The sequence below is a fragment of the Bacteroides gallinarum DSM 18171 = JCM 13658 genome (assembly GCF_000374365.1).
GTDB lineage: Bacteria > Bacteroidota > Bacteroidia > Bacteroidales > Bacteroidaceae > Bacteroides > Bacteroides gallinarum.
The window spans coordinates 120,371-142,731 of the sequence record NZ_KB894118.1 but is presented as its reverse complement, the minus strand read 5'-3'; the positions used below and the strand labels follow the sequence as shown (position 1 = coordinate 142,731).

General features: G+C 47.2%; 11 protein-coding genes. 10 read left to right on the top strand and 1 reads right to left on the bottom strand.

The features are described 5' to 3' along the window. Positions 1-87: 87 nt before the first annotated feature. The 4 genes from C233_RS0104275 to C233_RS0104260 all read left to right on the top strand — a co-directional run bounded on the left by C233_RS0104275 (position 88) and on the right by C233_RS0104260 (position 5,273). Positions 88-1,575, top strand: a complete 1,488-nt coding sequence (locus tag C233_RS0104275) for a TolC family protein (RefSeq protein WP_018666183.1) — start codon at positions 88-90, stop codon at positions 1,573-1,575. 252 nt (positions 1,576-1,827) lie between these two features. Beyond that, complete coding sequence (locus C233_RS0104270; RefSeq protein ID WP_025068896.1) at positions 1,828-2,814, top strand: HlyD family secretion protein; 987 nt, start codon at positions 1,828-1,830, stop codon at positions 2,812-2,814. A 48-nt stretch (positions 2,815-2,862) separates the two neighbouring features. Then, entirely contained in the window at positions 2,863-4,041 is a 1,179-nt protein-coding gene (locus C233_RS0104265) for an ABC transporter permease (RefSeq protein WP_026314725.1), read from the top strand. After that, a complete protein-coding gene (locus C233_RS0104260) occupies positions 4,041-5,273 on the top strand; it encodes an ABC transporter permease (protein ID WP_018666180.1) in 1,233 nt (410 codons plus the stop codon). The genes C233_RS0104265 and C233_RS0104260 overlap by 1 nt, the downstream gene beginning before the upstream one ends. Positions 5,274-5,621: 348 nt before the next feature. Here the strand turns inward: C233_RS0104260 and C233_RS0104255 are convergent, their stop codons facing one another. Next, a complete protein-coding gene (locus C233_RS0104255; RefSeq protein WP_025068895.1) occupies positions 5,622-6,815 on the bottom strand; it encodes a heparin lyase I family protein in 1,194 nt (397 codons plus the stop codon). Between the two features lie 170 nt (positions 6,816-6,985). Here C233_RS0104255 and C233_RS0104250 point away from each other — a divergent pair, with 170 nt between their 5' ends. The 6 genes from C233_RS0104250 (at position 6,986) to C233_RS0104225 (ending at position 22,336) form a co-directional block, all read left to right on the top strand. Continuing rightward, positions 6,986-11,050, top strand: a complete 4,065-nt coding sequence (locus C233_RS0104250) for a hybrid sensor histidine kinase/response regulator transcription factor (protein WP_018666178.1) — start codon at positions 6,986-6,988, stop codon at positions 11,048-11,050. A 498-nt stretch (positions 11,051-11,548) separates the two neighbouring features. Next, positions 11,549-13,726 carry a heparin-sulfate lyase HepC gene (gene hepC, locus C233_RS0104245; protein ID WP_018666177.1) on the top strand — a complete coding sequence of 726 codons (2,178 nt, stop codon included), beginning with the start codon at positions 11,549-11,551 and terminating at the stop codon, positions 13,724-13,726. A gap of 13 nt (positions 13,727-13,739) precedes the next feature. Beyond that, complete coding sequence (locus tag C233_RS0104240; RefSeq protein ID WP_026314724.1) at positions 13,740-15,932, top strand: surface glycan-binding family protein; 2,193 nt, start codon at positions 13,740-13,742, stop codon at positions 15,930-15,932. Positions 15,933-15,949: 17 nt separating this feature from the next. After that, entirely contained in the window at positions 15,950-19,111 is a 3,162-nt protein-coding gene (locus C233_RS0104235) for a SusC/RagA family TonB-linked outer membrane protein (protein WP_018666175.1), read from the top strand. A gap of 19 nt (positions 19,112-19,130) precedes the next feature. Then, the gene (locus tag C233_RS0104230; RefSeq protein WP_018666174.1) at positions 19,131-20,858 is read left to right on the top strand and encodes a RagB/SusD family nutrient uptake outer membrane protein; all 1,728 of its coding nucleotides are present in this window, start codon (positions 19,131-19,133) and stop codon (positions 20,856-20,858) included. 200 nt (positions 20,859-21,058) lie between these two features. After that, on the top strand, positions 21,059-22,336 hold the full coding sequence (locus tag C233_RS0104225) for a DUF4995 domain-containing protein (protein WP_018666173.1): 1,278 nt from the start codon (positions 21,059-21,061) through the stop codon (positions 22,334-22,336). Positions 22,337-22,361 lie beyond the last annotated feature (25 nt).

The following is a 22,361-nucleotide window of genomic DNA, read 5'->3' as shown; positions in this document are numbered from 1 at the left end:
AAAGCCTATACATTTGCATCGTTGTTTATGCAATTATTGTTGCTTCGTAAAACAACGATTTCACTACTATTCTAATGTATAGACACAATGAAAAAGTTCTTCTGTTTCATCTGTTTGGCCTGCCTGATGCTTCCAATGGTAGCACAGGATGTTCTGAGCTTGGATAGTTGCCGTGCATTGGCTATTGCCAACAACAAAGAACTCCTGATAAGCCAGGAAAAAATCAATGCGGCGCATTACCGGAAAAAAGCGGCATTTACAAACTATCTGCCCAAAATATCCGCTGCCGGCGGATATATGCGCAGCCAAAAAGAGTTCTCGTTATTGAGCGATGCGCAGAAAAGCGCACTCGGCTCCGTAGGAACCCAAGTAAGCGGTGCGTTGCAAAACGGCATTCAGGGAATGATGACGCAATACCCGCAACTGGCGGAAAACCCGCAGTTCCTGGCACTTGTCCAGTCGCTGGGCAATACCGATATCGCCACCCCGTTGAACGGGCTGGGGCAGTCGCTCGTAGATGCTTTCCGCACCGACACGCGCAATATGTACGCCGGAGCCCTGACACTGACCCAGCCACTCTACATGGGCGGCAAGATACGCGCCTATAACAAAATCACCAAATATGCCGAGGAACTGGCACGCCAGCAACACAACAGCGGAATGCAGGAAGTTATCCTAAGTACCGACCAGGCATATTGGCAGGTAGTATCTCTTGCCAATAAGAAGAAACTGGCGGAAGGCTACCTCGAACTCCTGCAAAAACTGGAAAGCGATATAGACAAGATGATTGCCGAAGGAGTAGCCACCAAAGCAGACGGATTGTCGGTCAAAGTAAAAGTAAACGAGGCCGAAATGACCCTGACTAAGGTAAACGACGGCTTAAGCCTCGCCAAGATGTTGCTATGCCAGCTATGCGGATTAGACCTCAGCAGCCCTGTCACCCTGGCGGACGAAAAAGAGGAAGACTTAGCCCCTGCTCCCGTAGACAACAGCAGTGTCGATATAAATAATGTATACGCCACCCGTCCGGAAGTACGCAGCCTGGAACTCGCTGCTCAAATCTACAAACAGAAAGTGAATGTCGCCCGTTCGGAATTTCTGCCGTCCATAGCCTTCATGGGCAATTATATGGCTACCAATCCTTCCGTATTCAACGGTTTCCAGAACAAGTTCAAAGACACATGGAATGTAGGCGTCACAGTAAGCATTCCTATTTGGCACTGGAGAGAAGGGATTTATAAAGTGAAAGCCGCCAAGTCCGAGGCACGTATCACCCGATACCAGCTGGACGATGCCAAAGAAAAGATAGAGCTGCAAGTCAACCAATCGGTTTTCAAAGTGAACGAAGCAGCCAAAAAGCTCATTATGGCCGAAAAGAATCTGGAAAAGGCAGATGAAAACCTGCGTTACGCCACCCTCGGGTTCGAGGAAGGCGTTATCCCGGCAAGTAATGTACTGGAAGCGCATACCGCCTGGCTGTCCGCCCAATCGGAGAAGATAGACGCCCAAATAGATGTGAAACTGACGGAAATCTATCTAAAGAAGGCAACCGGAAGTTTAAGGATTGAAAATTAAGGGGAGGATGCCAAAACGTGCCCGGTGACTTCTTTCAGGCTGATTTCTTTCAGCCACGGATTATACGGAAACACGGATAAAATAAAGAGAACCGTGAAAGTCCGCGCAAGCCGTACCTAAAGAAAAACAGATAATAAGCGAGCCGTTGTTTTACCCTCCCTTAGAGTCCTGAAGCAGAGGTACAGAGTTATGAAATCGACCTTTAGAGAACGGAATTTGAAAGTATGTAAATTATAAATCTGAAATCATAAAATGGATACAAAATCACAAAACAGTAACATGTTGCTGGCATTCCTTACCCTGACGGGAGTCATTGCCATTGTTGCCCTGGTAGGTTTCTTCATGCTGCGCAAGGGACCGGAAATCATACAAGGCCAGGCAGAAGTAACAGAATACCGTGTATCGAGCAAAGTGCCGGGACGTATCCTGGAGTTCCGGGTAAAAGAGGGGCAGAGCGTACAGGCAGGAGACACGCTTGCCATTCTCGAAGCTCCGGATGTACAAGCCAAGCTGGAACAGGCACGTGCTGCCGAAGCCGCCGCACAAGCCCAGAACGAAAAAGCCTTAAAAGGTTTGCGCCAGGAACAGGTACAGGCAGCCTACGAGATGTGGCAGAAAGCACAGGCAGGGCTTGCCATAGCGGAGAAATCGTACAAACGGGTGAAGAACCTGCACGACCAGGGCGTTATGTCCGCTCAAAAGCTGGATGAAGTGACAGCCCAACGCGATGCGGCACAAGCCACCGAGAAAGCGGCCAAAGCCCAATACACCATGGCAAAGAACGGCGCCGAACGCGAAGACAAGGCTGCCGCAGCAGCATTGGTAGAACGCGCCAAGGGAGCAGTGGCCGAAGTGGAATCGTATATCAAGGAAACCTACCTGATAGCCCAGGCAGCCGGAGAAGTTTCCGAAATATTCCCCAAAGTGGGTGAACTCGTAGGTACGGGCGCTCCCATTATGAACATCGCTATCCTGGACGATATGTGGGTAACCTTCAACGTACGCGAGGACTTATTGCAGGGATTGGGCATGCATACGGAGTTCGAGGCTTTCATCCCCGCACTCGACCGGAACATCCGCCTGAAAGTGTATTACATGAAAGACCTCGGCACATACGCAGCCTGGAAAGCCACCAAGACCACGGGACAATTCGACCTGAAAACATTCGAAGTAAAGGCATACCCGTTGGAGAAAGTGGAAGGCCTACGCCCAGGCATGAGTGTGATATTGAAAAAATGACGATAAAAAAGCGATGAAGCGGTAAGGTGATAAAGTGATAGAGCGGCAATGGAAAGAAACAATAAATACATAGCCTTATGGAACGTGATGAAGCGCGAGTTTCGCCGCCTTGTTTCGCGTCCGTTATACCTGTCGTGCATGGTAATAGCACCCTTGTTCTGCTATATATTCTTCACTACCCTAATGGATTCCGGCTTACCCACCGATATGCCGGTAGGTGTGGTAGACCAGGACATGACCACCACCTCACGCCAGTTGACACGTAACCTGGACGCTTTCGAGCAGACAGCCGTCATAGCCCATTATCCTACCGTGAGCGATGCACGTATCGCTATGCAAAAAGGAGAAATCTACGGATTCTACTACATTCCCGCAGGAACGACCGCCAAAGCACAAGCCCAGCGGCAGCCCAAAATCTCCTTCTACACCAACAATACGTTGCTCATAGCCGGTTCATTGCTTTTCAAGGACATGAAGACAATGGGCGAGCTGGCATCGGGAGCCGCCGCACGTACCTCGCTGTATGCCAAAGGCGCTACGGAAGACCAGGCAATGGCGTTCCTGCAACCGATTGTTATCGACACCCACCCGCTGAATAACCCCTGGCTGAACTATTCCGTGTACCTGTGCAACACCTTTGCCCCCGGTGTATTGATGTTACTCATTTTCATGATAACCGTCTACTCTATCGGGGTGGAAATCAAAGACCGTACCGCCCGCGAATGGCTGCGTATGGGAAACAACTCTATCTGGATATCCCTTGCCGGCAAGCTGCTGCCCCATACCGCCATATTCTTCCTCATGGGCATATTATATAATGTGTACCTGTACGGCTTCCTGCACTTCCCCTGCAACAGCGGAATCTTGCCGATGCTGCTCGCCACCCTTTGCCTGGTATTGGCATCGCAAGGCATGGGCATACTGATGATTGGAACCCTCCCCACACTTCGGCTGGGGCTTAGCTTCGCCTCGTTATGGGGCGTGCTGTCGTTCTCCATGTGCGGGCTGTCGTTCCCTATCATGGCGATGCATCCCGTACTGCAAAGCCTGGCAAACCTGTTCCCCCTGCGCCACTACTTCCTTATCTATGTAGACCAGGCGTTGAACGGCTACCCGATGATTTATTCATGGATGAACTACGTGGCATTGCTTATTTTTATGATGCTTCCTTTCCTCATAGCCCACAGGCTGAAAGAAGCGTTGATATACTATAAATACCTACCCTAATGAAACAGTTGACGTTCAAGCAGAAAGTAGCACAAGGCATACACGACCTGTTCTATATATGGAAACAGGAATTCCGTACGACCTTTCGCGACCAGGGCGTACTGATTTTCTTTATACTCGTGCCGTTGGTTTACCCGTTGATATATGCTTTCATCTACACCAACGAAACGATTCGCGAAGTGCCTACCGCAGTCGTGGATAACTCGCGCAGCTCACTGAGCCGGGAATACCTGCGGAAAGTGGATGCCAGCCCCGAAACAAGTATCGTAGCATACTGCGCCGACATGGAGGAAGCCAAGCTTATGTTGAAAGACCGCAAGGCTTACGGCATCATCTACATACCCGCCCATTTCAGCGACGACATAGCCCAAGGCAAGCAGACGCAGGTCAGCATCTTCTGCGATATGAGTGGACTGCTGTACTACAAAGCGTTGTTGACAGCCAACACGAACGTGTCGCTGGAGATGAATGCGGACATTAAAATGGAACGTGCCGGCAACACCACCGCCCGCCAGGACGAAATAACGGCTTACCCTATCGAATACGAGGACGTAGCCATTTTCAACCCCACGAACGGGTTTGCCGCCTTCCTGATACCTGCCGTGCTCATGCTGATTATACAGCAGACCCTGCTACTGGGCATCGGCCTGTCTGCCGGAACAGCCCGTGAGCAGAACCGTTTCAAAGACCTGGTTCCCATAAACCGGCATTACAACGGCACGCTCCGTATCGTAATGGGAAAAGGGCTGAGCTATTTTATGGTCTATTCACTGGTAGCCGTGTACATACTGTGTGTAGTCCCCCGCCTTTTCAGCCTCAACCAGATAGCTATTCCCGGCGTACTGACACTGTTCACCCTGCCCTACCTGGCAGCCTGTATCTTTTTCTCCATGACGGCATCCATTGCCATACGCAACCGGGAAACTTGCATGCTACTATTCGTATTCACTTCCGTACCGTTGCTGTTCCTATCCGGCATCTCCTGGCCGGGTGCTGCAATGCCCGCATTCTGGAGATACTTTTCCTATATCTTCCCCTCCACATTCGGTATCAACGGCTATGTACGCATCAACAGCATGGGAGCCACACTCAACGAAGTTTCCTTCGAGTACCAAGCCCTATGGTTGCAAACCGGTATCTATTTCCTCACCACTTGCCTCGTCTATCGTTGGCAAATCATACAGAGCAGGAAACATGCCATTGAGGAGTATAGGAAAAATTATGAATTATGAATTATGAATTATGAATTATGAATTATGAATTATGAATTATGAATTATGAATTATGAATTATAATTTTAGATTTCAAGATTTTAAATTCAGCTTTTTAGGTTTTCAAATGTATATTTTCAGATTGGTAACTATATATCGTCTTACAGTGTGAATCCTTATTAAGCAATAGAATAAGTAAAGCCCCCTATAAACTTTGTAATGGTTTATAGGGGGCTTTACTGTAAGGCAGTATATAATTACCTCCAGATTTATTCGTTAACGATACCTCACCTTATTATACCGGTCATACGAAACTATATCACTTATACGAAGCGAGTAAACGCTAACGAATAAATCGCAAATCATAATTTATAAATCTGAACCCTCTTTGTATCCTGCCAGGTTATAGCACACCGGAACGGTACTGTTGCCAACGCGATAGATGCCGAACTTAAAGTAGTAGCCGTCCTCGTCATTACGGCCTATCAGGATTTCTTCGTTATTTACGATATGCTCTTTAACGGTTTTCTGCTTGTCGGCGTATTCCATTTGCACATCCAGTTTGCCCGGCTTCACGATAGTTTCGGCTTCCTTACCGTATGCAGTCCAGTCGATATGGATGCGGAAAGTAACCCAGCAATTTTTTGGGAAATCGGCAAAAGGCATCTTATAAGCTATCGTAGACGACTTATATTCGGAGGTTACGGGCTTCATTATCGGGGTTTTCTCCGGATTTGCGTTACAGCGGTCGGTCTTATCGGTCAGCCATTTACGGTCGGAATTCGCCTTGATATAGAACCAGCCGCCGGAAAAGCCGAAAGCCAACGGGGGATAACCGCCCTGCTCTACCAGCCAACCGTTCTTCTTTCCGGCCTTATACACGAGATTTCCCTTTTTATCTTTCACCGGATTTCCCTGCTTATCCAGTTTGGCAACTTTCTCATGTCCGGTATTCTTTTTAAAGACGGTCGTCTTTTCCAGCTCTATGAATTCGTCCACAGTCAACTGCTTCACTTCACCCTCAGGAGTCTGCACAAGCGTACGGTCGGGCATGCCGTGCCACTGGGCGAAAATGGTAGATACATCACTGTCCAGGGTAGAGGGGATATATACGGAGAACTCATAATCGCGCGAGGTGCCCTGCGGGCAGATACCCTTTCCGTGGTGATATACGGTTTTCGTGATTTGTGCTTTTCGGTAAGCACCCGCCGGCAAGCCGTTGAAGTCCGCCGAAGTGGCATAACAATAAGAGAACTCGGCGCGCCCCTTCGTCTCTCCCTTACCGTATCCTTCCAGGGTATTGTCGTCCTTACGCAGTTCGAAGCGGTAAGAGGGCTTACCATTGAACAAACAGGTAAAATCGCGCTGGATAGCGTGCTCCTTCTTTGTTCCAACTGCTACCCAACAGCCGTCTATAACCTGATTGAGACGTGCAGTATCGGCCTGTACATTTACCCGTTCGGTCAGGGGAACCAATGTTCCGGCATCTTCGGCCTGTGCGGCCGGTGTTGCCATGCAACCTGCCGTCATCGCCATACAGAGAATAAAAATGTTTTTCTTCATCCTATTTTGATATTAAACTTAAACCATACCGCAAAAGTACGAAAGCTATCCCTCACCCCCACCCCTTATTTGTTTCGGAAAACCCTATATTTGTGTAAATCATCCGTAACATATCGAAATTTTGAAAGATATTACTATCTTTGATGCATCATAAATTTTACGGTCTTATAATGAGTAACCTTAAAAAGATAGCCACTATCCTGCTTCTTTTATGCACGGCAGGAGTCTCTTATGCTTATTCGGAAGCCTGGGGACAAATAAATTTTTCTTATATATCTATCAACGACGGCTTGTCGCAAAGCACAGTATTCTCCATAGCACAAGATAAGCTCGGCAATATGTGGTTCGCCACCTACGACGGTGTCAACAAATACGACGGATACGCATTCACAGTTTACCAGCACGATGAAAACGACCCGAACAGCATCGCCAACGACATAGCCCGTATCGTTATGACCGACAGCAAGGGGCGCGTATGGATTGGTACGCGCGACGGCTTGTCCTACTACGATGAGGAAAAAGACAAATTCCAGAATTTCTACTACGAAAAGAACGGCAAGCACCTGCAAGTCAACGGTATCGTAGAGCTGTCGCCGGAGCAGTTGCTTATCAGCACGCTGGAGGGGCTGACTTTATTCGACATCCCCACAACCCGGTTCGTAAACGATGTTTTCAGTACAGCGATGCACAAGATGATAGCATCCGCCCTTTACAGGCACGGCGACCAAATTTATATCGGCACGCCGTCGGACGGTCTGTACAGCTACTCCATTACGCAGAAAAAGCTTGAAAAACTTACTTACATACCCAGCAGCAAACAGATTCAAAGCATACTTCAGCAATCCCCCACCCGCATATGGATAGCCACGGAAGGTTCCGGGCTTTTCCTTGTCAACCCCAAGACCCGGGAAGTAAAGATTTACAGGCACTCCCCCTCCGACCCACAGAGTATCAGTTCCAACTACATCCGTTCGCTGGCGCTGGATTCGCAAAACCGCCTGTGGGTAGGTACTTTCAACGACCTCAATATCTACCACGAAGGCAACGACTCCTTCATGTCCTACAGCAGCAACCCGGTAGAGAGCGGCAGCCTTTCGCAACGTTCGGTACGCAGTATCTTCATGGACTCGCAAGGCGGCATGTGGCTGGGGACTTACTTCGGCGGGCTGAACTACTACCACCCTATCCGCAACCGCTTTAAAAACATAGAACGCATTCCCTTCAAGAACTCACTGAGCGACAACGTTGTAAGCTGCATCGTGGAAGACAGGCAGAAAAACCTGTGGATAGGAACCAATGACGGCGGACTGAACTTGTACATGCCCGACAGCCAGCGATTTGTCCATTACACACTGCAAGAGAACCAACGCGAAGACGGCTTCGGTTCCAACAACATCAAGTCCGTATATGTGGACGAGCAGAGAGGACTGGTATATACGGGCGCACACGCCGGCGGCTTAAGCATCCTGCACCGTAACAGCGGGCGCATCGAGAACTTCAACCAGCGCAACAGCCGGTTAGTCAACGAAAATGTATATGCCATTCTCCCCGACGGAGAGAACAATTTCCTTTTAGGCACATTAAGCGCCCTCGTACACTTCAACCCGGAACAACGGAGCTTCACCACCATAACCCGGGAGGAAGACGGTACACCTATCACCGTCCAGAAGATTACGACCTTGTTCCGCGATTCCCAACAACGCCTCTGGATAGGCGGCGAGGAAGGGGTATCCGTATTCAGGCAGCACGGCACAGACATACGGAAAGTACCGGTGTTACCTACCTCCAACGTAACAAAGGCATTCACAAACTACATATACGAAGCCGCCAACGGTTTAATCTGGGTGGGCACACGCGAAGGCTTTTACTGTTTCAACGAAAAGAACAAGCAAATCAAACGTTACACCACAGCCAACGGCCTGCCCAACAACGTAGTCTACGGCATACTCGAGGACTCTTACGGGCGTTTATGGCTGAGCACCAACCGGGGTATCTCATGCTTCAATCCGGAAACGGAGAAATTCCGTAACTTCACCGAAGCCGACGGACTGCAAAGCAACCAGTTCAACACCTCCTCCTGCTACCGCACTTCCGACGGCGAAATGTACTTCGGCGGTATCAACGGCCTCACCACCTTCCGCCCCGAACTGTTGCTGGACAACCCCTATACCCCACCGGTAGTCATCACCAGGCTGGAGCTGTTCAACAAAATCGTCCGCCCGGACGATGAAACCGGCATCCTTACCAAGAACATCAGCGACACGAAAAGCATTACGCTGAAATCCTGGCAGTCGGCCTTCTCCCTGGAGTTCGTCGTATCCAATTACATCTCCGGCAGGCACAACACTTTCGCCTATAAATTAGACGGTTACGACAAAGAGTGGTATTACCTCACGGACAAGCGCACGGTGTCGTACTCCAACCTGCCCCACGGCACATACCATTTCATGGTGAAAGCTGCCAACAACGACGGCAAATGGAATACTACGCCCACCGTACTAAAAATCATCATACTGCCCGTGTGGTACAAAACATGGTGGGCTATCGTCCTGTTCTTCATCCTCTTTATCAGCTTCATCACTTTCGTGTTCCGCTTCTTCTGGCTGCGCAAAAGCATGGAAGCGGAGTTGGAGATAGAACGCCGCGACAAGGAGCATCGCGAAGAAATCAGCCAGATGAAAATGCGCTTCTTCATCAACATCTCGCACGAGCTCCGTACGCCGCTCACCTTAATCCTGGCGCCGCTGCAAGAGGTTATCAGCAAAATCAACGACCGCTGGACCCGTAACCAACTGGAATACATCCAGCGGAACGCCAACCGCCTGCTGCATCTCGTAAACCAGCTTATGGACTACCGCCGCGCCGAACTCGGTGTTTTCGAGTTGAAGGTAAAGAAAGGCAATGCCTACCGGCTGATACGCGAAAACTTCCTGTATTACGACAAACTGGCACGCCACAAAGAGATAAGTTACGCTTTCCACTCCGAGCTGGAGGAGAAGGAGGAGCTTTTCGACCCCAACTACCTGGAACTGATAGTCAACAACCTCTTGTCCAACGCTTTCAAATATACGGACAGCGGCAAGAGTATCACCGTTACCCTGAAAGAAGAGAACAATTACCTGGTACTGCAAGTCAGCGACACCGGTATCGGCATTCCTATCAATAAGCAGGGCAAGGTATTCGAGCGTTTCTACCAGATAGAGAGCCAGCATATAGGAAGCGGAATAGGGCTTTCGCTGGTACAGCGCTTAGTAGATTTGCACCACGGCCGTATCGAGCTGGAAAGCGAGGAAGGCAAAGGGAGCACGTTCTCCGTATATCTGCCGCAAGACCCGTCCGTATACAAAGCTTCCGAACGGGCGGACTCCCATACGCCGGAGGAGGAAGTGCAAGTCTACTCCACCAACTCCAAGGATATGTATTTCATCGATACGGAGAAAATGGAGAATGAAGCCATAGAAACGGGCGACAAGAAGCGCGGTACTATCCTTATCGTGGAAGACAACCAGGAAATCCGCCATTACCTCAGCAGCGGCCTTGCCGACCTGTTCAACACGCTGGAAGCAGGAAACGGCGAAGAAGCACTGGAAAAACTGAAGAACAACGAAGTGGATATCATCATCACCGATGTCATGATGCCTGTAATGGACGGTATCAAGCTGTGCAAGAACATAAAGCAGAATATCCGTACCTGCCACATCCCGGTTATTATCCTGTCTGCCAAGACCGACATAAAAGACCAGTTGGAAGGGCTGCAAGTAGGTGCGGACGATTATATCCCCAAGCCGTTCGCCATTACTGTCCTCACCTCCAAGATACAGAACATGATGCGTACCCGCCGGCACATGCTCGAACGGTATGCCAAATCGCTGGAAGTGGAGCCGGAAAAGATAACCTTCAACGCAATGGACGAGGAGCTGCTGAAACGTGCCGTAAGCATCGTAGAAGAGAACATCGACAACATCGAGTTCTCTACCGACGAATTTGCCCAAAAGATGAACATGAGCCGTTCCAACCTGCACCTGAAACTAAAAGCGATTACCGGAGAGTCCGCTATCGACTTCATCCGCAAAGTACGGTTCAAGAAAGCTACCGAACTCCTGAAAAGCGGACGTTATACGGTAGCCGAGGTAAGCAGCATGGTAGGTTTCAACTCGTCCTCCTACTTTGCAACCTGTTTCAAGAAATATGTAGGTTGCCTACCAACGGAGTATATAAAGAAGGCTAAAGGATAGCCATAGCCCCACGATACGGATATATTTACCTTATGGGACGAAAACAATCAGCCCATGAGGCAAATAAAACCGTCTTGCAGGATAAAAGATTTTATCCTGCAAGACGGTTTATCTTCAATAACCCCACACGTTAGCATCCGAAACACCGCATCTTTACAACCAAAATGCCACACTATAACATTCAAAAAGCCCGGAGTTTCCGATGCAAATGCCTGCACTTTCGGGAGATAAGGTGCGGCATTTTAAAATAATCCGTTCACCTACGGTAAAACCCGGTATTATCGGATACAGAAATACTACTCGTATTCACATAAAATTCCCCTCACAGAGCATCTCAAACAAGCCTTTTCAACAAATCTAATATTTCATTCAACAACTTTAATAATAATATTCAGATTTCTAAAAAAGCATAAACAAGACGAATTATCTATTAAAATTCAATGTAATATATTTGCGACAAGAAAAATTAAACTTTTACTAATAAAAAACAACTAACGTATGAAGAACACTTTTCTTATTTGTTTGTTCGCATTGTTTGCATTCTCCGGATGTGTCGACGATGAAGAAGATTTCGCAACAGGCGGAAACATCAGCCCGGAACTAACCCCTGAAAACAAAACGGACGCAGAGCTGAACGCTTCTGTTTTTGAGCAACTCAACCTCGACTATCCTGGTCTGGAACAAGTAAAGCAATATTATGAAGCAGGCGAGAATTATCTTGCCGCCAGTGCCTTGCTGGAATACTACCGGACACGGACTAATGTGACGAATCCTAACCTTTCGCTGGTCGATGTAACCATTAGCGACGACGACCAATTAAAAGCAGATTACGCCTTAGAAGATTATCGCTTCCACGTAAACAACTTCTATGAAAACGTAGATGAGAAAAAGCCGTATTCTGTAAAAAAAGACGGGACAATAGACTGGACTTACTCACCCAAAGGTGCAAGTGACGAATACCAAAAACAACTTCACCGCCACCAATGGTTTATCCCTCAAGCAAAAGCTTATCACAAGAGTAAAGACGAAAAATACATCAATTCGTGGATAGAAGTATATGGCAACTGGATTACAGCCAATCCTAAACCGGAAACCGGTACAAACGAAACATCTTGGTGGCAATTACAAGTAGCCTCACGCCTCAACGACCAGGTAGAGTTGCTGGAATACTTTAAAAATTCCACCAATTTCACCCCAGAATGGCTCACAACCTTTTTAGCGTCATTTGCCGAGCAAGCGGATTTTCTGGTGCAGTACCCTTATGCACAAAGCGGCAATATATTGATTACTCAAGGAGGTGCTTTGGCTAATGCAGGAGTACTGATGCCCGAATTCAAGAATGCAGAGACATGGAAAACCACCGGTTACAATACGCTGGGAGCAGAAGTAAAAACCCAGTTCATGACCGACGGCTGGCACAAAGAGATGTCGCTACATTATCATATTAGTGCCATTGCCGATTTTTATAATGCAATGAAGCTTGCCCAAGAAAACAATCAGCCCAACCTTGTTTCAAACGATTTCTCTACTTACTTGCGTAAAGCTGCCGAAGTGGTAATGTACTTTACTTATCCGAACTATTTCAGAAAATCCAAAGGCGGATTGGACGATTACGTAGTGCCTTCCTTCAATGATTCCTGGAAAAGCAACTGGAATCGTAGTACCCTTTCCAGAAATTTCAGAAGATATGTAGAATTGTTCCCTGACAGTGAAGAGTTCAAATACATGGCAAATGCCGTCAATGGTGGAACGACCGTAGGAAATACTCCGGGCAACGATTTGAAACTTTTTGAAGACGCAGGTTTCTACATTATGCGTAACGGCTGGACTCCCTCCTCCACAGTCATGATTCTAAGTAATAACAAGAGCAATGACATCTCCACTTCCATGGACTCATGGAGCCACAACCAAGCAGACAACGGTACATTCGAACTTTATATCAATGGGCGTAATTTCTTCCCTGATTCCGGCGTATGCACTTATTATACCTCCGGCGGAGACAACGAACTCCGCAACTGGTTCCGTGGTACGGACAAACATAATACGCTAACTCTGAAAGATATGGATAACCCCAGTAGGGAGTGGAAAAAGAACATAAGTAAAGCAGACGGTAAGCTATTGTTCTCCGAAGAAGGTAACATAGAAACCATTGTTTTTGAAAATCAAGGTTACCCCGACCTGAAACATCGTCGTGCCGTATTCTTTGTCAATAAAGAATTCTTCGTATTAGTAGACGAAGCTATCGGCAATATCGATAATCCTGTTTATCTGAGTTTCAACCTCTGTGAAGGAAGCGACAGTGAAATTGTTATCGACAAGGATAAAAAAGGTGCGCATACTGATTTCAGCGATAAGAATAATATCATTGTACGTACATTCCCCGACACGGGCAAAGACATAGAACTCCGCCCCTTTAATACAGACGGAAGCTATACAGGACGTATAGCCTATGCCGTAGACGGCAATTACAAAGAACGCAATTCATATACGATTTACAGTGAAAAAGCAGCAAGCGAAAATGTCCGTTTCATTACGGTTATTCTTCCAGTAAACGGAAATATGAGTGAAAAAGAAGATATTACCGCTGAATTCAACGGCAGTTATAGCGACAACGGAGCCTCTGTCAAAGTAACTGTAAACGGGGCAGAACATAGATTACAATATACTTTAAACTAACAACTCTTTTAATATGAAATCTAAATTGTTAAACACTGCAAGATTACTAAGTATATTCTTAGTAAGTGCATTGACATTCGTCTTTGTCTCTTGCGACAAGACAGAGACCACAGACTCTACAGGATTTATTCTCCATTATTTGGGAGTAACAGATATAGGTCCCAGTATGTCTTATACACTAAAAGCACCAGCATATAAAGGAAGTGCGCCATACGATTTTACTATTACTAACGTTACATTCAATGATGAAACCTACAGTAACAACGACAATTTCGTAATAAATGCTGAGACCGGTGAAATTACTATCCAAAATACAGAGGCAATGGAACCGGGTCTTTACAGCATCAGTGTAGGCTGTTACTCTAATGGTAAGTTTTACAGCTTTAAAGATGCCGTACAAGTAAACATGTTATTAGCCGTTCCCGAAGGTGTCAGTGTAGAACCGGCAGAGGTGTTAGTGAAAATGGAAGATGAAAATTGGTGGGAAGCCAGTGCACAAGTAACTACTGATGCAGAAAAGCATGTAAGTATCACTAAATATGAATTTGCCGAAGACGAAAGCAAAGAGTACATAAAGTATTTCACTATTTCGAATACAGGTGTCATCACCTTTAATCCTGACCATAAAGACAAGATTATTCCCGGAGAAAAGTATATTCTAAGCTTAAAGTTAACGACTAAAGCCGGAGAACACCTTTATCCGGATGCAGTAACATTTAATGTAATTTCCAAGCCGTTAAATCTATTGTATAAGCCTAACACTGTACGGGTAGAACAAAATACTGCACACGAATCACAATTACCAACCATTCAAGGTTCGGAAGGAATGACTTACGCTATTAAGTCTATCACTCCGGAGGCTACCGGTTTCACGATTGATGAAAAAACCGGTAAAATCAGTTTGGCAGAAAATAGCCCGCTTAACATCGATAACGTTTATAAAATAGATGTAACTGTAACCAATGAATACGGTTCAACAGATTTTGCAGAAGCTTACACTGTAACGATTGTAGACTTCATAGAACCTATTCAACCTGAAACGTTCACATATGAAGTACCTGCAAATATGTATGAAGAGAAGGCTTATACAATCAAACTAAATCCTAACTTCGTAGGCGGAGAAGCTATTTTTAGTCTCGAGAACAATACAGGTGCAATCCAAGAACAAATCAATAATAAGAAAATAGAAATAGACATTTTAAAAGGTGATATTTATATATTAGCTGATAATACTTTAGTTCCTGATAATTATGTAATCAATGCTAAAGTTGTAGGTCCTACAGCCGATAAAGGAGAAGCTACAGTTAGTATTGCTTTTACAATTAGCGCCAATCCAAACAAGTTTACTTTCTACTATGGTAACAACCTTGGTTTACCAGAAAAAGATAATGCAAATCAATATGCTTTTAAATCAAAAGCAGAAATGAAAAATACTACAATAGTTCCTACCACAACCCTTAATGGAAAAACTGCTAAATGGAAAATTTATAGAAAAACATTAATGGGAGGAAGCAGCGAAGTCGCAATTGGTAAAGATACAGACATTAATGAAACCACTGGTGAGTTGATATTTAAAGAGAGTGGATTCATTAATGTAAATACTGTTGGCATGCTCATCGTAGAAGCAACTTGTGGAACAGGTGAAGATGCATATACTGCTACAGCTCCTGTTTTTATTAAAACTTACAATCCTAATTATGACAGCAGCAAGCAACCAGCCATTATAGAATACAAGCCTTTTGTTCTTCAAGTCAATCCTAAAAAAGGAGGGCAATCTGTAGAGCCAACAATAACAGCAACAGGTGGTGCTGACCTATCCAAGTTCGCTATGGATTACCGAAAAGACTTTAATTTCTTTAGTATAAATACAGATACTGAGGGGGTTATACCCAGCACTACAGGCTCTATTTTGAATGATGTTTGGAAATCTTTCTATGAAAGTGTAGGGGTTTCTATCAATACAGGTGCAAAAAGACCAATGTCATATTATGACAACCCAAATACTCTTGATAAAACCCTCGGTTATATTAACCCAACTGATAAAAAAGTCATTATTCAACCAAACCTTTGGAAAGATGCAAATGGCGAGTATGCTAATGGAGTTTTAATAGGAAGAATATCCTATATTACAGATGAAAAAACAGAAATTAATAATGGCAAGCTCTGCTATCCCATTGCTATTTGGTTTGATGAAAATTTTGAATAACAAAAATACTAAACATTATGTATAAACCAACATATCATACACTGAGCAAAAGAGGGTACATCACCCTCTTGGCTCTCCTCGTCTCCATTATCACGTTCGCACAAGGCGTAACAGTGAAAGGAACTGTGCTCGACGAGAACAAAGAACCGTTAATCGGTGCAACAATACAAGTAAAGGGTGAGAACAACGGTGTTGCAGCCGACCTGGACGGTAACTTCACTCTCAAAGTAAAGAAGAACGCCACACTGATAGTTAGCTATATCGGATACCTGACGCAAGAAATCCGCTTGCAAGGCAAGACACAGATAACCGTACAACTGAGTCCCGACAGTAAAACACTGGATGAAGTTATCGTAGTAGGTTACGGTACAATGAAGAAAAGCGACTTGACTGGTTCCGTAGCTTCCGTAGCCTCCAAAGATATCGAAGGCTTCCAGACCAGTTCCGTTGCCGGAGCTTTGGGAGGCCAGATTGCCGGTGTGCAAATCACCTCTACCGACGGTACTCCGGGTGCAGGCTTCAACATCAGCATCCGCGGTGTGGGAACATTGACCGGAGACGCTTCACCGCTTTACATCGTAGACGGTTTCGAAGTTTCAGACATCGACTACCTCTCCAACTCCGACATCGAATCTATCGAAGTGCTGAAAGACGCATCTTCATCCGCTATCTACGGTGCACGTGCAGCCAACGGTGTTGTATTAATCACTACTAAATCGGGTAAAGTAGGCAAGACTACCGTTTCCTATAACGGTTCTGCCACCTATCGTAAAATCTCGAAAACACTGGATTTGCTCTCTCCGTACGAGTTCGTAAAACTACAAGGAGAAGTCAACGAGAACTACAGCGGCACTTACTTCAAAGCTGAAAACGATGAAAACGGTAATCCTTATAAATACCAGACACTCGACGACTACATCGGCGTAACCGGAGTAGACTGGCAGGGCGAGACATTCAACCCCACCTGGTCGCAAGACCACAACATAAGCATTATGGGAGGTACGGACAACACCAAATACAACGGTTCGCTCTCGCGCTATGTAGAAAATGGTATCTTCAAGAACAGCGGCTTCGACAGAACTACCGCCAAGTTCCGCCTCGACCAGAAAATAAACAAAAAAGTCTCTTTCAACCTGACCGTAAACTATGCCATGACCAACCGTAAAGGTGTGGGTACATCCGGCGACTCCGGACGTTTCAACATGCTGGCACAGATATTGAGCGCACGTCCCACGGGCGGTTTGAAAATGACTAACGAAGAACTTCTGGAATCGGCTATCGACCCCGAAATGCTCAGCTCCGGCGAAAGTCTGGCACAGGTGAACCCCGTGAAACAGGCGGAATCCGTAACGAACGACAAACGCGCCGAAATGTGGTCGGCTAACGCCGCTGTGAACTGGCAAATCATCAAAGGTCTGACATTCAAGACCAGCGGTTCTTACAACACGACCAACAACCGTACGGACATATTCTACAGAGACGGTTCGAAAGAAGCCTACCGCAACGGCCAAAAGCCCTACGGACGTACACAAATGGGACGCGACGTCCGTTGGACCAACACCAATACACTGACATGGAAAGACAAGATAAAAAAGCACAACTACGATGTAATGGTAGCGCACGAAGTCTCCTTCAGAAGCAGCGAGTACCTGCTCGGCGAAGCCATGGACTTCCCGTTCGACAACCTGGGCAACGATAACCTGGGGCTCGGAGCCACTCCAAGCAAGGTGAACAGCGACTATTATGACAAGACCCTGCTTTCTTTCTTCGCCCGTGCCAACTACAACTACGATAACCGTTACTTACTGACGGCAACCGTACGTACCGACGGCTCCACCGTATTCTCCAACAAGAACAAATGGGGTTTCTTCCCTTCGTTCTCTGCCGCATGGCGCGTATCAGAAGAAGCGTTTATGAAAGACATCAAATGGATTTCCAACTTCAAAGTCCGTTTCGGCTGGGGTATCGTGGGTAACGACCGCATCAGCAATTACCTCTCTATGGACTTGTACACGAACAGCAAATACGGTATCGGCAACAACACGGTAACCGTGCTTACACCGAAGCAACTGAAAAACTCCAACCTTAAATGGGAAGGTTCCAGCTCGGTCAACTTAGGTCTCGATTTAGGCTTCTTCGATAACCGGTTGAACGTAACCGCCGACTTCTTTATCAAGAACACCAAAGACCTGCTGCTGGCACAATCGCTGGCACAAGCCACCGGTTTCACCTCGCAATGGCAGAACATCGGTAAGATTCAAAACAAAGGTATCGAACTGAGCTTGACCTCTACCAACATACAGACCAGGGACTTCACTTGGAATACCAACTTCAACATTTCGTTTATCCGGAATGAATTGAAAGCATTGGCAGACGGCGCAAGCCATATGTATGCACGCTCCGGCTTCGACAGCAACTTCACCGGTTACGACTACATCGCCAAAGTGGGCGAATCCTTAGGTTTGATATACGGTTACGAGTTCGACGGCATTTACCAGTACGATGATTTCTATACCGACACGAACGGCAACCTGGTGTTAAAACCCGGCATTACCAACAATACACGTTACAACACCGGTGAGAAAGGTGCGCAGAACGGAGCCGTTCCGGGAGCCGTGAAATATAAAGACCAGGACGGCGACGGCGATATCACCACCAACGACCGTACCGTAATCGGTAACGCCATGCCGAAGTGGTTCGGCGGTATCACCAATACGTTCGAATACAAAGGTTTCGACCTGAGCATCATGTTCCAGTTCAACTACGGCAACGACATCTACAACGCTACCCGTTTGTATGCCACACAAAGCCGCAGCGGACGCCGTAACATGCTTGCCGAGGTGGCAGACCGCTGGAGCCCCACCAACGCATCCAACTTAGTACCTTCTTACAGAGGTTACATCACGAACGACGTGTATTCGCGTTTTGTAGAGGATGGTTCATTCCTGCGCCTGAAAAACCTGACACTGGGATACACCCTGCCGAAGAAATGGACAAGCAAATTCCATGCTTCCAGGCTCCGCGTATACGTAACCGGCCAGAACCTGTTCTGTCTGAACAATTACAGCGGCTACGACCCGGAAGTAAACAGCCTGAACAACCCGATGATGCCGGGTTTGGACTGGGGAGCTTATCCTAAGAGCAAAGTATTCACAGTGGGAATCGACCTTCAATTCTAATTCGTAAAATAACATACATATGAAAAAGTTTATATACTATATAGGAATTTTAGCTTTATGCTTTCTTCCCGCTGCGTGCTCTCTGGAAGAAGAAAGTAGCACTGAGGTAGAGAAAAGCAAATATATGAACGATGCCAAAGAAGCGCAGGATGTGCTGCTCGGTGTGTACCGTTCTACCATAGAAGAAGGGATGTACGGCTATCACCTCTCCATTTACTTCTCCATGGGAACCGACCTTTCGCAGGTAGAGGGAAGCACTACCGAAAACTTCCGTATCCTGCCTACCAATGCCTATTCCGCTTCGCAGGCCGAAGTGCAGACCTCATGGGCATCCCTCTATACCGGCATTTACAATGCGAACGACTTCCTGGAGCGCGTATCCGTGAAAATGGACTCGTACAACGAATCCGACAAGCAACTGGCCACTATCTACATTGCCGAAGCAAGAGCCTTGCGGGCATTGTACTACTTCGAGTTAGTACGCCGTTGGGGAAACATACCCTTAATGACAAGCACCGCTATGTCCGACCAGCATCCGTCGACCTTTGTACAAGCCGACCCCGTAGACGTTTATAAATTTATCGAGGAAGACCTGCTGTACGCCTGCGACATCCTGCCGTATGCCCAAGACGACACCTACCGCAGCACCAACGACTACCGTTTCTCCAAAGGAGCGGCGCTGGGACTGCTCGCCAAGGTATATGCCACCTGGGCAGGATACCCCGTACAAGACACGAGCAAATGGGAAGCTGCCGCAAAGACTGCACGTATCTTAATCGAATCGGGCAAACACGATTTGTTGAGCGACTACGAACAACTGTGGAAAAACACTTGTAACGGAATTTGGGACCCGACGGAAAGTCTGATTGAAATCTCTTTTTACTCCCCGACCTATTCGGGCAACAGCGACCCCGTAGGCCGCATCGGGAAGTGGAACGGAGTAAAAACCACAGCCGATGCCGGCCGTAGCGGAAGTACCGCTGCCAACGTACAGGTAGTCCATTCGTTCGTACTCGATTGGAGAGCAGAAGCCGAACCCGACGCTACTACCGGTATAAGCCCCGACAGACGCCAGAACTTATCCATAGCCAATTACAAGCACGGTCACAACGACAGCAAAACCGGCGCCGTTTACACAGGTGATTATTACCTGGCCGCCAGCATTCCTAAAGATACCGAAGCCGAGGCATTAGCCAAGGACTTAGACCCCGAGAAATCCCAGAAAGCCAAGCAGACTTATACACCTGCCAAATGGGATATCGACAAATACATGGAAAATATCCCCTTCGTCAACAACGACAAGTCTACCGTCAACTGGTATGTGCTGCGTTATGCAGACGTACTGTTGCTCTATGCAGAAGCGTTGAACGAGTGGAAAGGCGGTCCGACTACCGACGCTTATGCCGCTATCAACAAAGTTCGCAAACGCGGTTATACCAAAGCCGACGGCACATTCGACAAGAACTATGCACTGCCGGAAGGACTGGACCAGACAGCTTTCCGTGAAGCCGTCCGCAAAGAACGCGCCTACGAGCTGGCATTCGAAGGACATCGCCGCCTCGACCTGATACGCTGGGGTATTTACTACGAAACGGTTCAAAACACATACAACGAGTTAAAGAACTGGTGGAGCAGTGCCAACTATGTAGTGTACGACTACACGGAAAAAGGCAAGCACGAACTGATGCCTATCCCGCAGCGCGAAATGGACTTATGTACCCAGTTCCAGCAGAATCCGAAATGGTAATAACCTCCCTAAAAACCTCTCCAATATGCCTCAATCGAGGCATATTGGAGATTATCTAAACTCTTTTCAACAAAAGTGATATTCAAAGCGAACGGATTTATTGCCTTTTCAACATTCTTACTACAAAGTCTATAAAAAATCCGTTAGCTTTGCTTTCGTTACAAAACCTACTAAAACCAATTACATTAAAAACGAATAACATGAAAAAGGAACTTGTTCTCTTGGCTTTGGGTGCACTGACTTTAGTATCATGCCGTACACAACCCGAAGAAGACTACAGTTGGATAAAAAAAGGAGTGGACGTAGCCTCCGCACAACTAACGATGACCGCCGAGGAAATCTCGTCCACCGATATGCTACCCCGCTCTATCCGCACAGGCTACGATATGAACTTCCTGTGCCGCCAGTTAGAAAGAGACTCACTTACTTTTAAAGACTCCCTCCGCGCACAACCCACAGCCGAGCAGTTGGGACAGCGCCGCCTGTGCAGCGTTTACGACTGGACCAGCGGCTTCTACCCCGGCTCCTTATGGTACGCCTACGAGCTTACGGGCAACGACGCACTAAAGACATGGGCCGTCCGATATACCAACCTGCTGAACCCCGTACGCTACTACACCGGTACGCACGACCTGGGTTTCATGGTAAATTGCAGCTACGGAAATGCCAGCCGCCTGGCTCCCAACGACACCATTGCAGCCGTAATGAAAGAAACCGCCGACAACCTGAGCAAACGCTTCAACGACTCCATTTCAGCTATCCGTTCCTGGGACTTCGGAACATGGAATTTCCCCGTAATCATCGACAACATGATGAATCTGGACTTGCTGTTCAACGTAGCCAAAGCAACCGGCAACAATACTTATAAAGACATTGCCGTAAAACACGCCGTGACTACCATGCACAACCACTTCCGTCCGGACTACACCTGCTGGCACGTGGTAAGCTACAATAACGACGGCACGGTAGAGAAGAAACAGACATTCCAGGGCAAGAACGACGACTCCTCATGGGCACGCGGACAAGCATGGGCCGTATACGGCTACACCGCCTGCTACCGCGAAACACAAGACACCGCTTTCCTGAACTTCGCCGTAAAAGTGGCAGACATGATTATGGAACGTGTCAAGACCGACGATGCTATCCCCTACTGGGATTACGATGCCCCCGTAACCGCTGAAACCCCGCGCGACGCATCCGCCGCTTCCGTAACGGCATCCGCCCTGATAGAGCTGAGCACAATGGTTCCCGACGGGAAGAAATACCTGGACTATGCCGAAAAGATACTGAAAAGCCTGTCGAGCGATGCTTATCTGGCAAAGGTAGGCGAAAACCAGGGATTCATCCTGATGCACTCCACCGGCTCGCTGCCCAACGGTTCGGAAATCGACACCCCCCTGAACTATGCAGACTACTATTACCTGGAGGCACTGAAACGCTTCATGGACTTGAAAGGCATCAGCTACCAGAACCTCTAATACCCAACAATAATCTAAAAGACAA

Excerpts from the sequence above, each read along its gene's own strand:
- C233_RS0104255 (WP_025068895.1), bottom strand. The coding sequence starts at position 6,815 with ATGAAGAAAAACATTTTTATTCTCTGTATGGCGATGACGGCAGGTTGC.
- C233_RS0104240 (WP_026314724.1), top strand. The coding sequence starts at position 13,740 with ATGAAATCTAAATTGTTAAACACTGCAAGATTACTAAGTATATTCTTA.
- hepC (WP_018666177.1), top strand. The coding sequence starts at position 11,549 with ATGAAGAACACTTTTCTTATTTGTTTGTTCGCATTGTTTGCATTCTCC.
- C233_RS0104275 (WP_018666183.1), top strand. The coding sequence starts at position 88 with ATGAAAAAGTTCTTCTGTTTCATCTGTTTGGCCTGCCTGATGCTTCCA.
- C233_RS0104260 (WP_018666180.1), top strand. The coding sequence starts at position 4,041 with ATGAAACAGTTGACGTTCAAGCAGAAAGTAGCACAAGGCATACACGAC.
- C233_RS0104250 (WP_018666178.1), top strand. The coding sequence starts at position 6,986 with ATGAGTAACCTTAAAAAGATAGCCACTATCCTGCTTCTTTTATGCACG.
- C233_RS0104270 (WP_025068896.1), top strand. The coding sequence starts at position 1,828 with ATGGATACAAAATCACAAAACAGTAACATGTTGCTGGCATTCCTTACC.
- C233_RS0104225 (WP_018666173.1), top strand. The coding sequence starts at position 21,059 with ATGAAAAAGGAACTTGTTCTCTTGGCTTTGGGTGCACTGACTTTAGTA.
- C233_RS0104235 (WP_018666175.1), top strand. The coding sequence starts at position 15,950 with ATGTATAAACCAACATATCATACACTGAGCAAAAGAGGGTACATCACC.
- C233_RS0104265 (WP_026314725.1), top strand. The coding sequence starts at position 2,863 with ATGGAAAGAAACAATAAATACATAGCCTTATGGAACGTGATGAAGCGC.
- C233_RS0104230 (WP_018666174.1), top strand. The coding sequence starts at position 19,131 with ATGAAAAAGTTTATATACTATATAGGAATTTTAGCTTTATGCTTTCTT.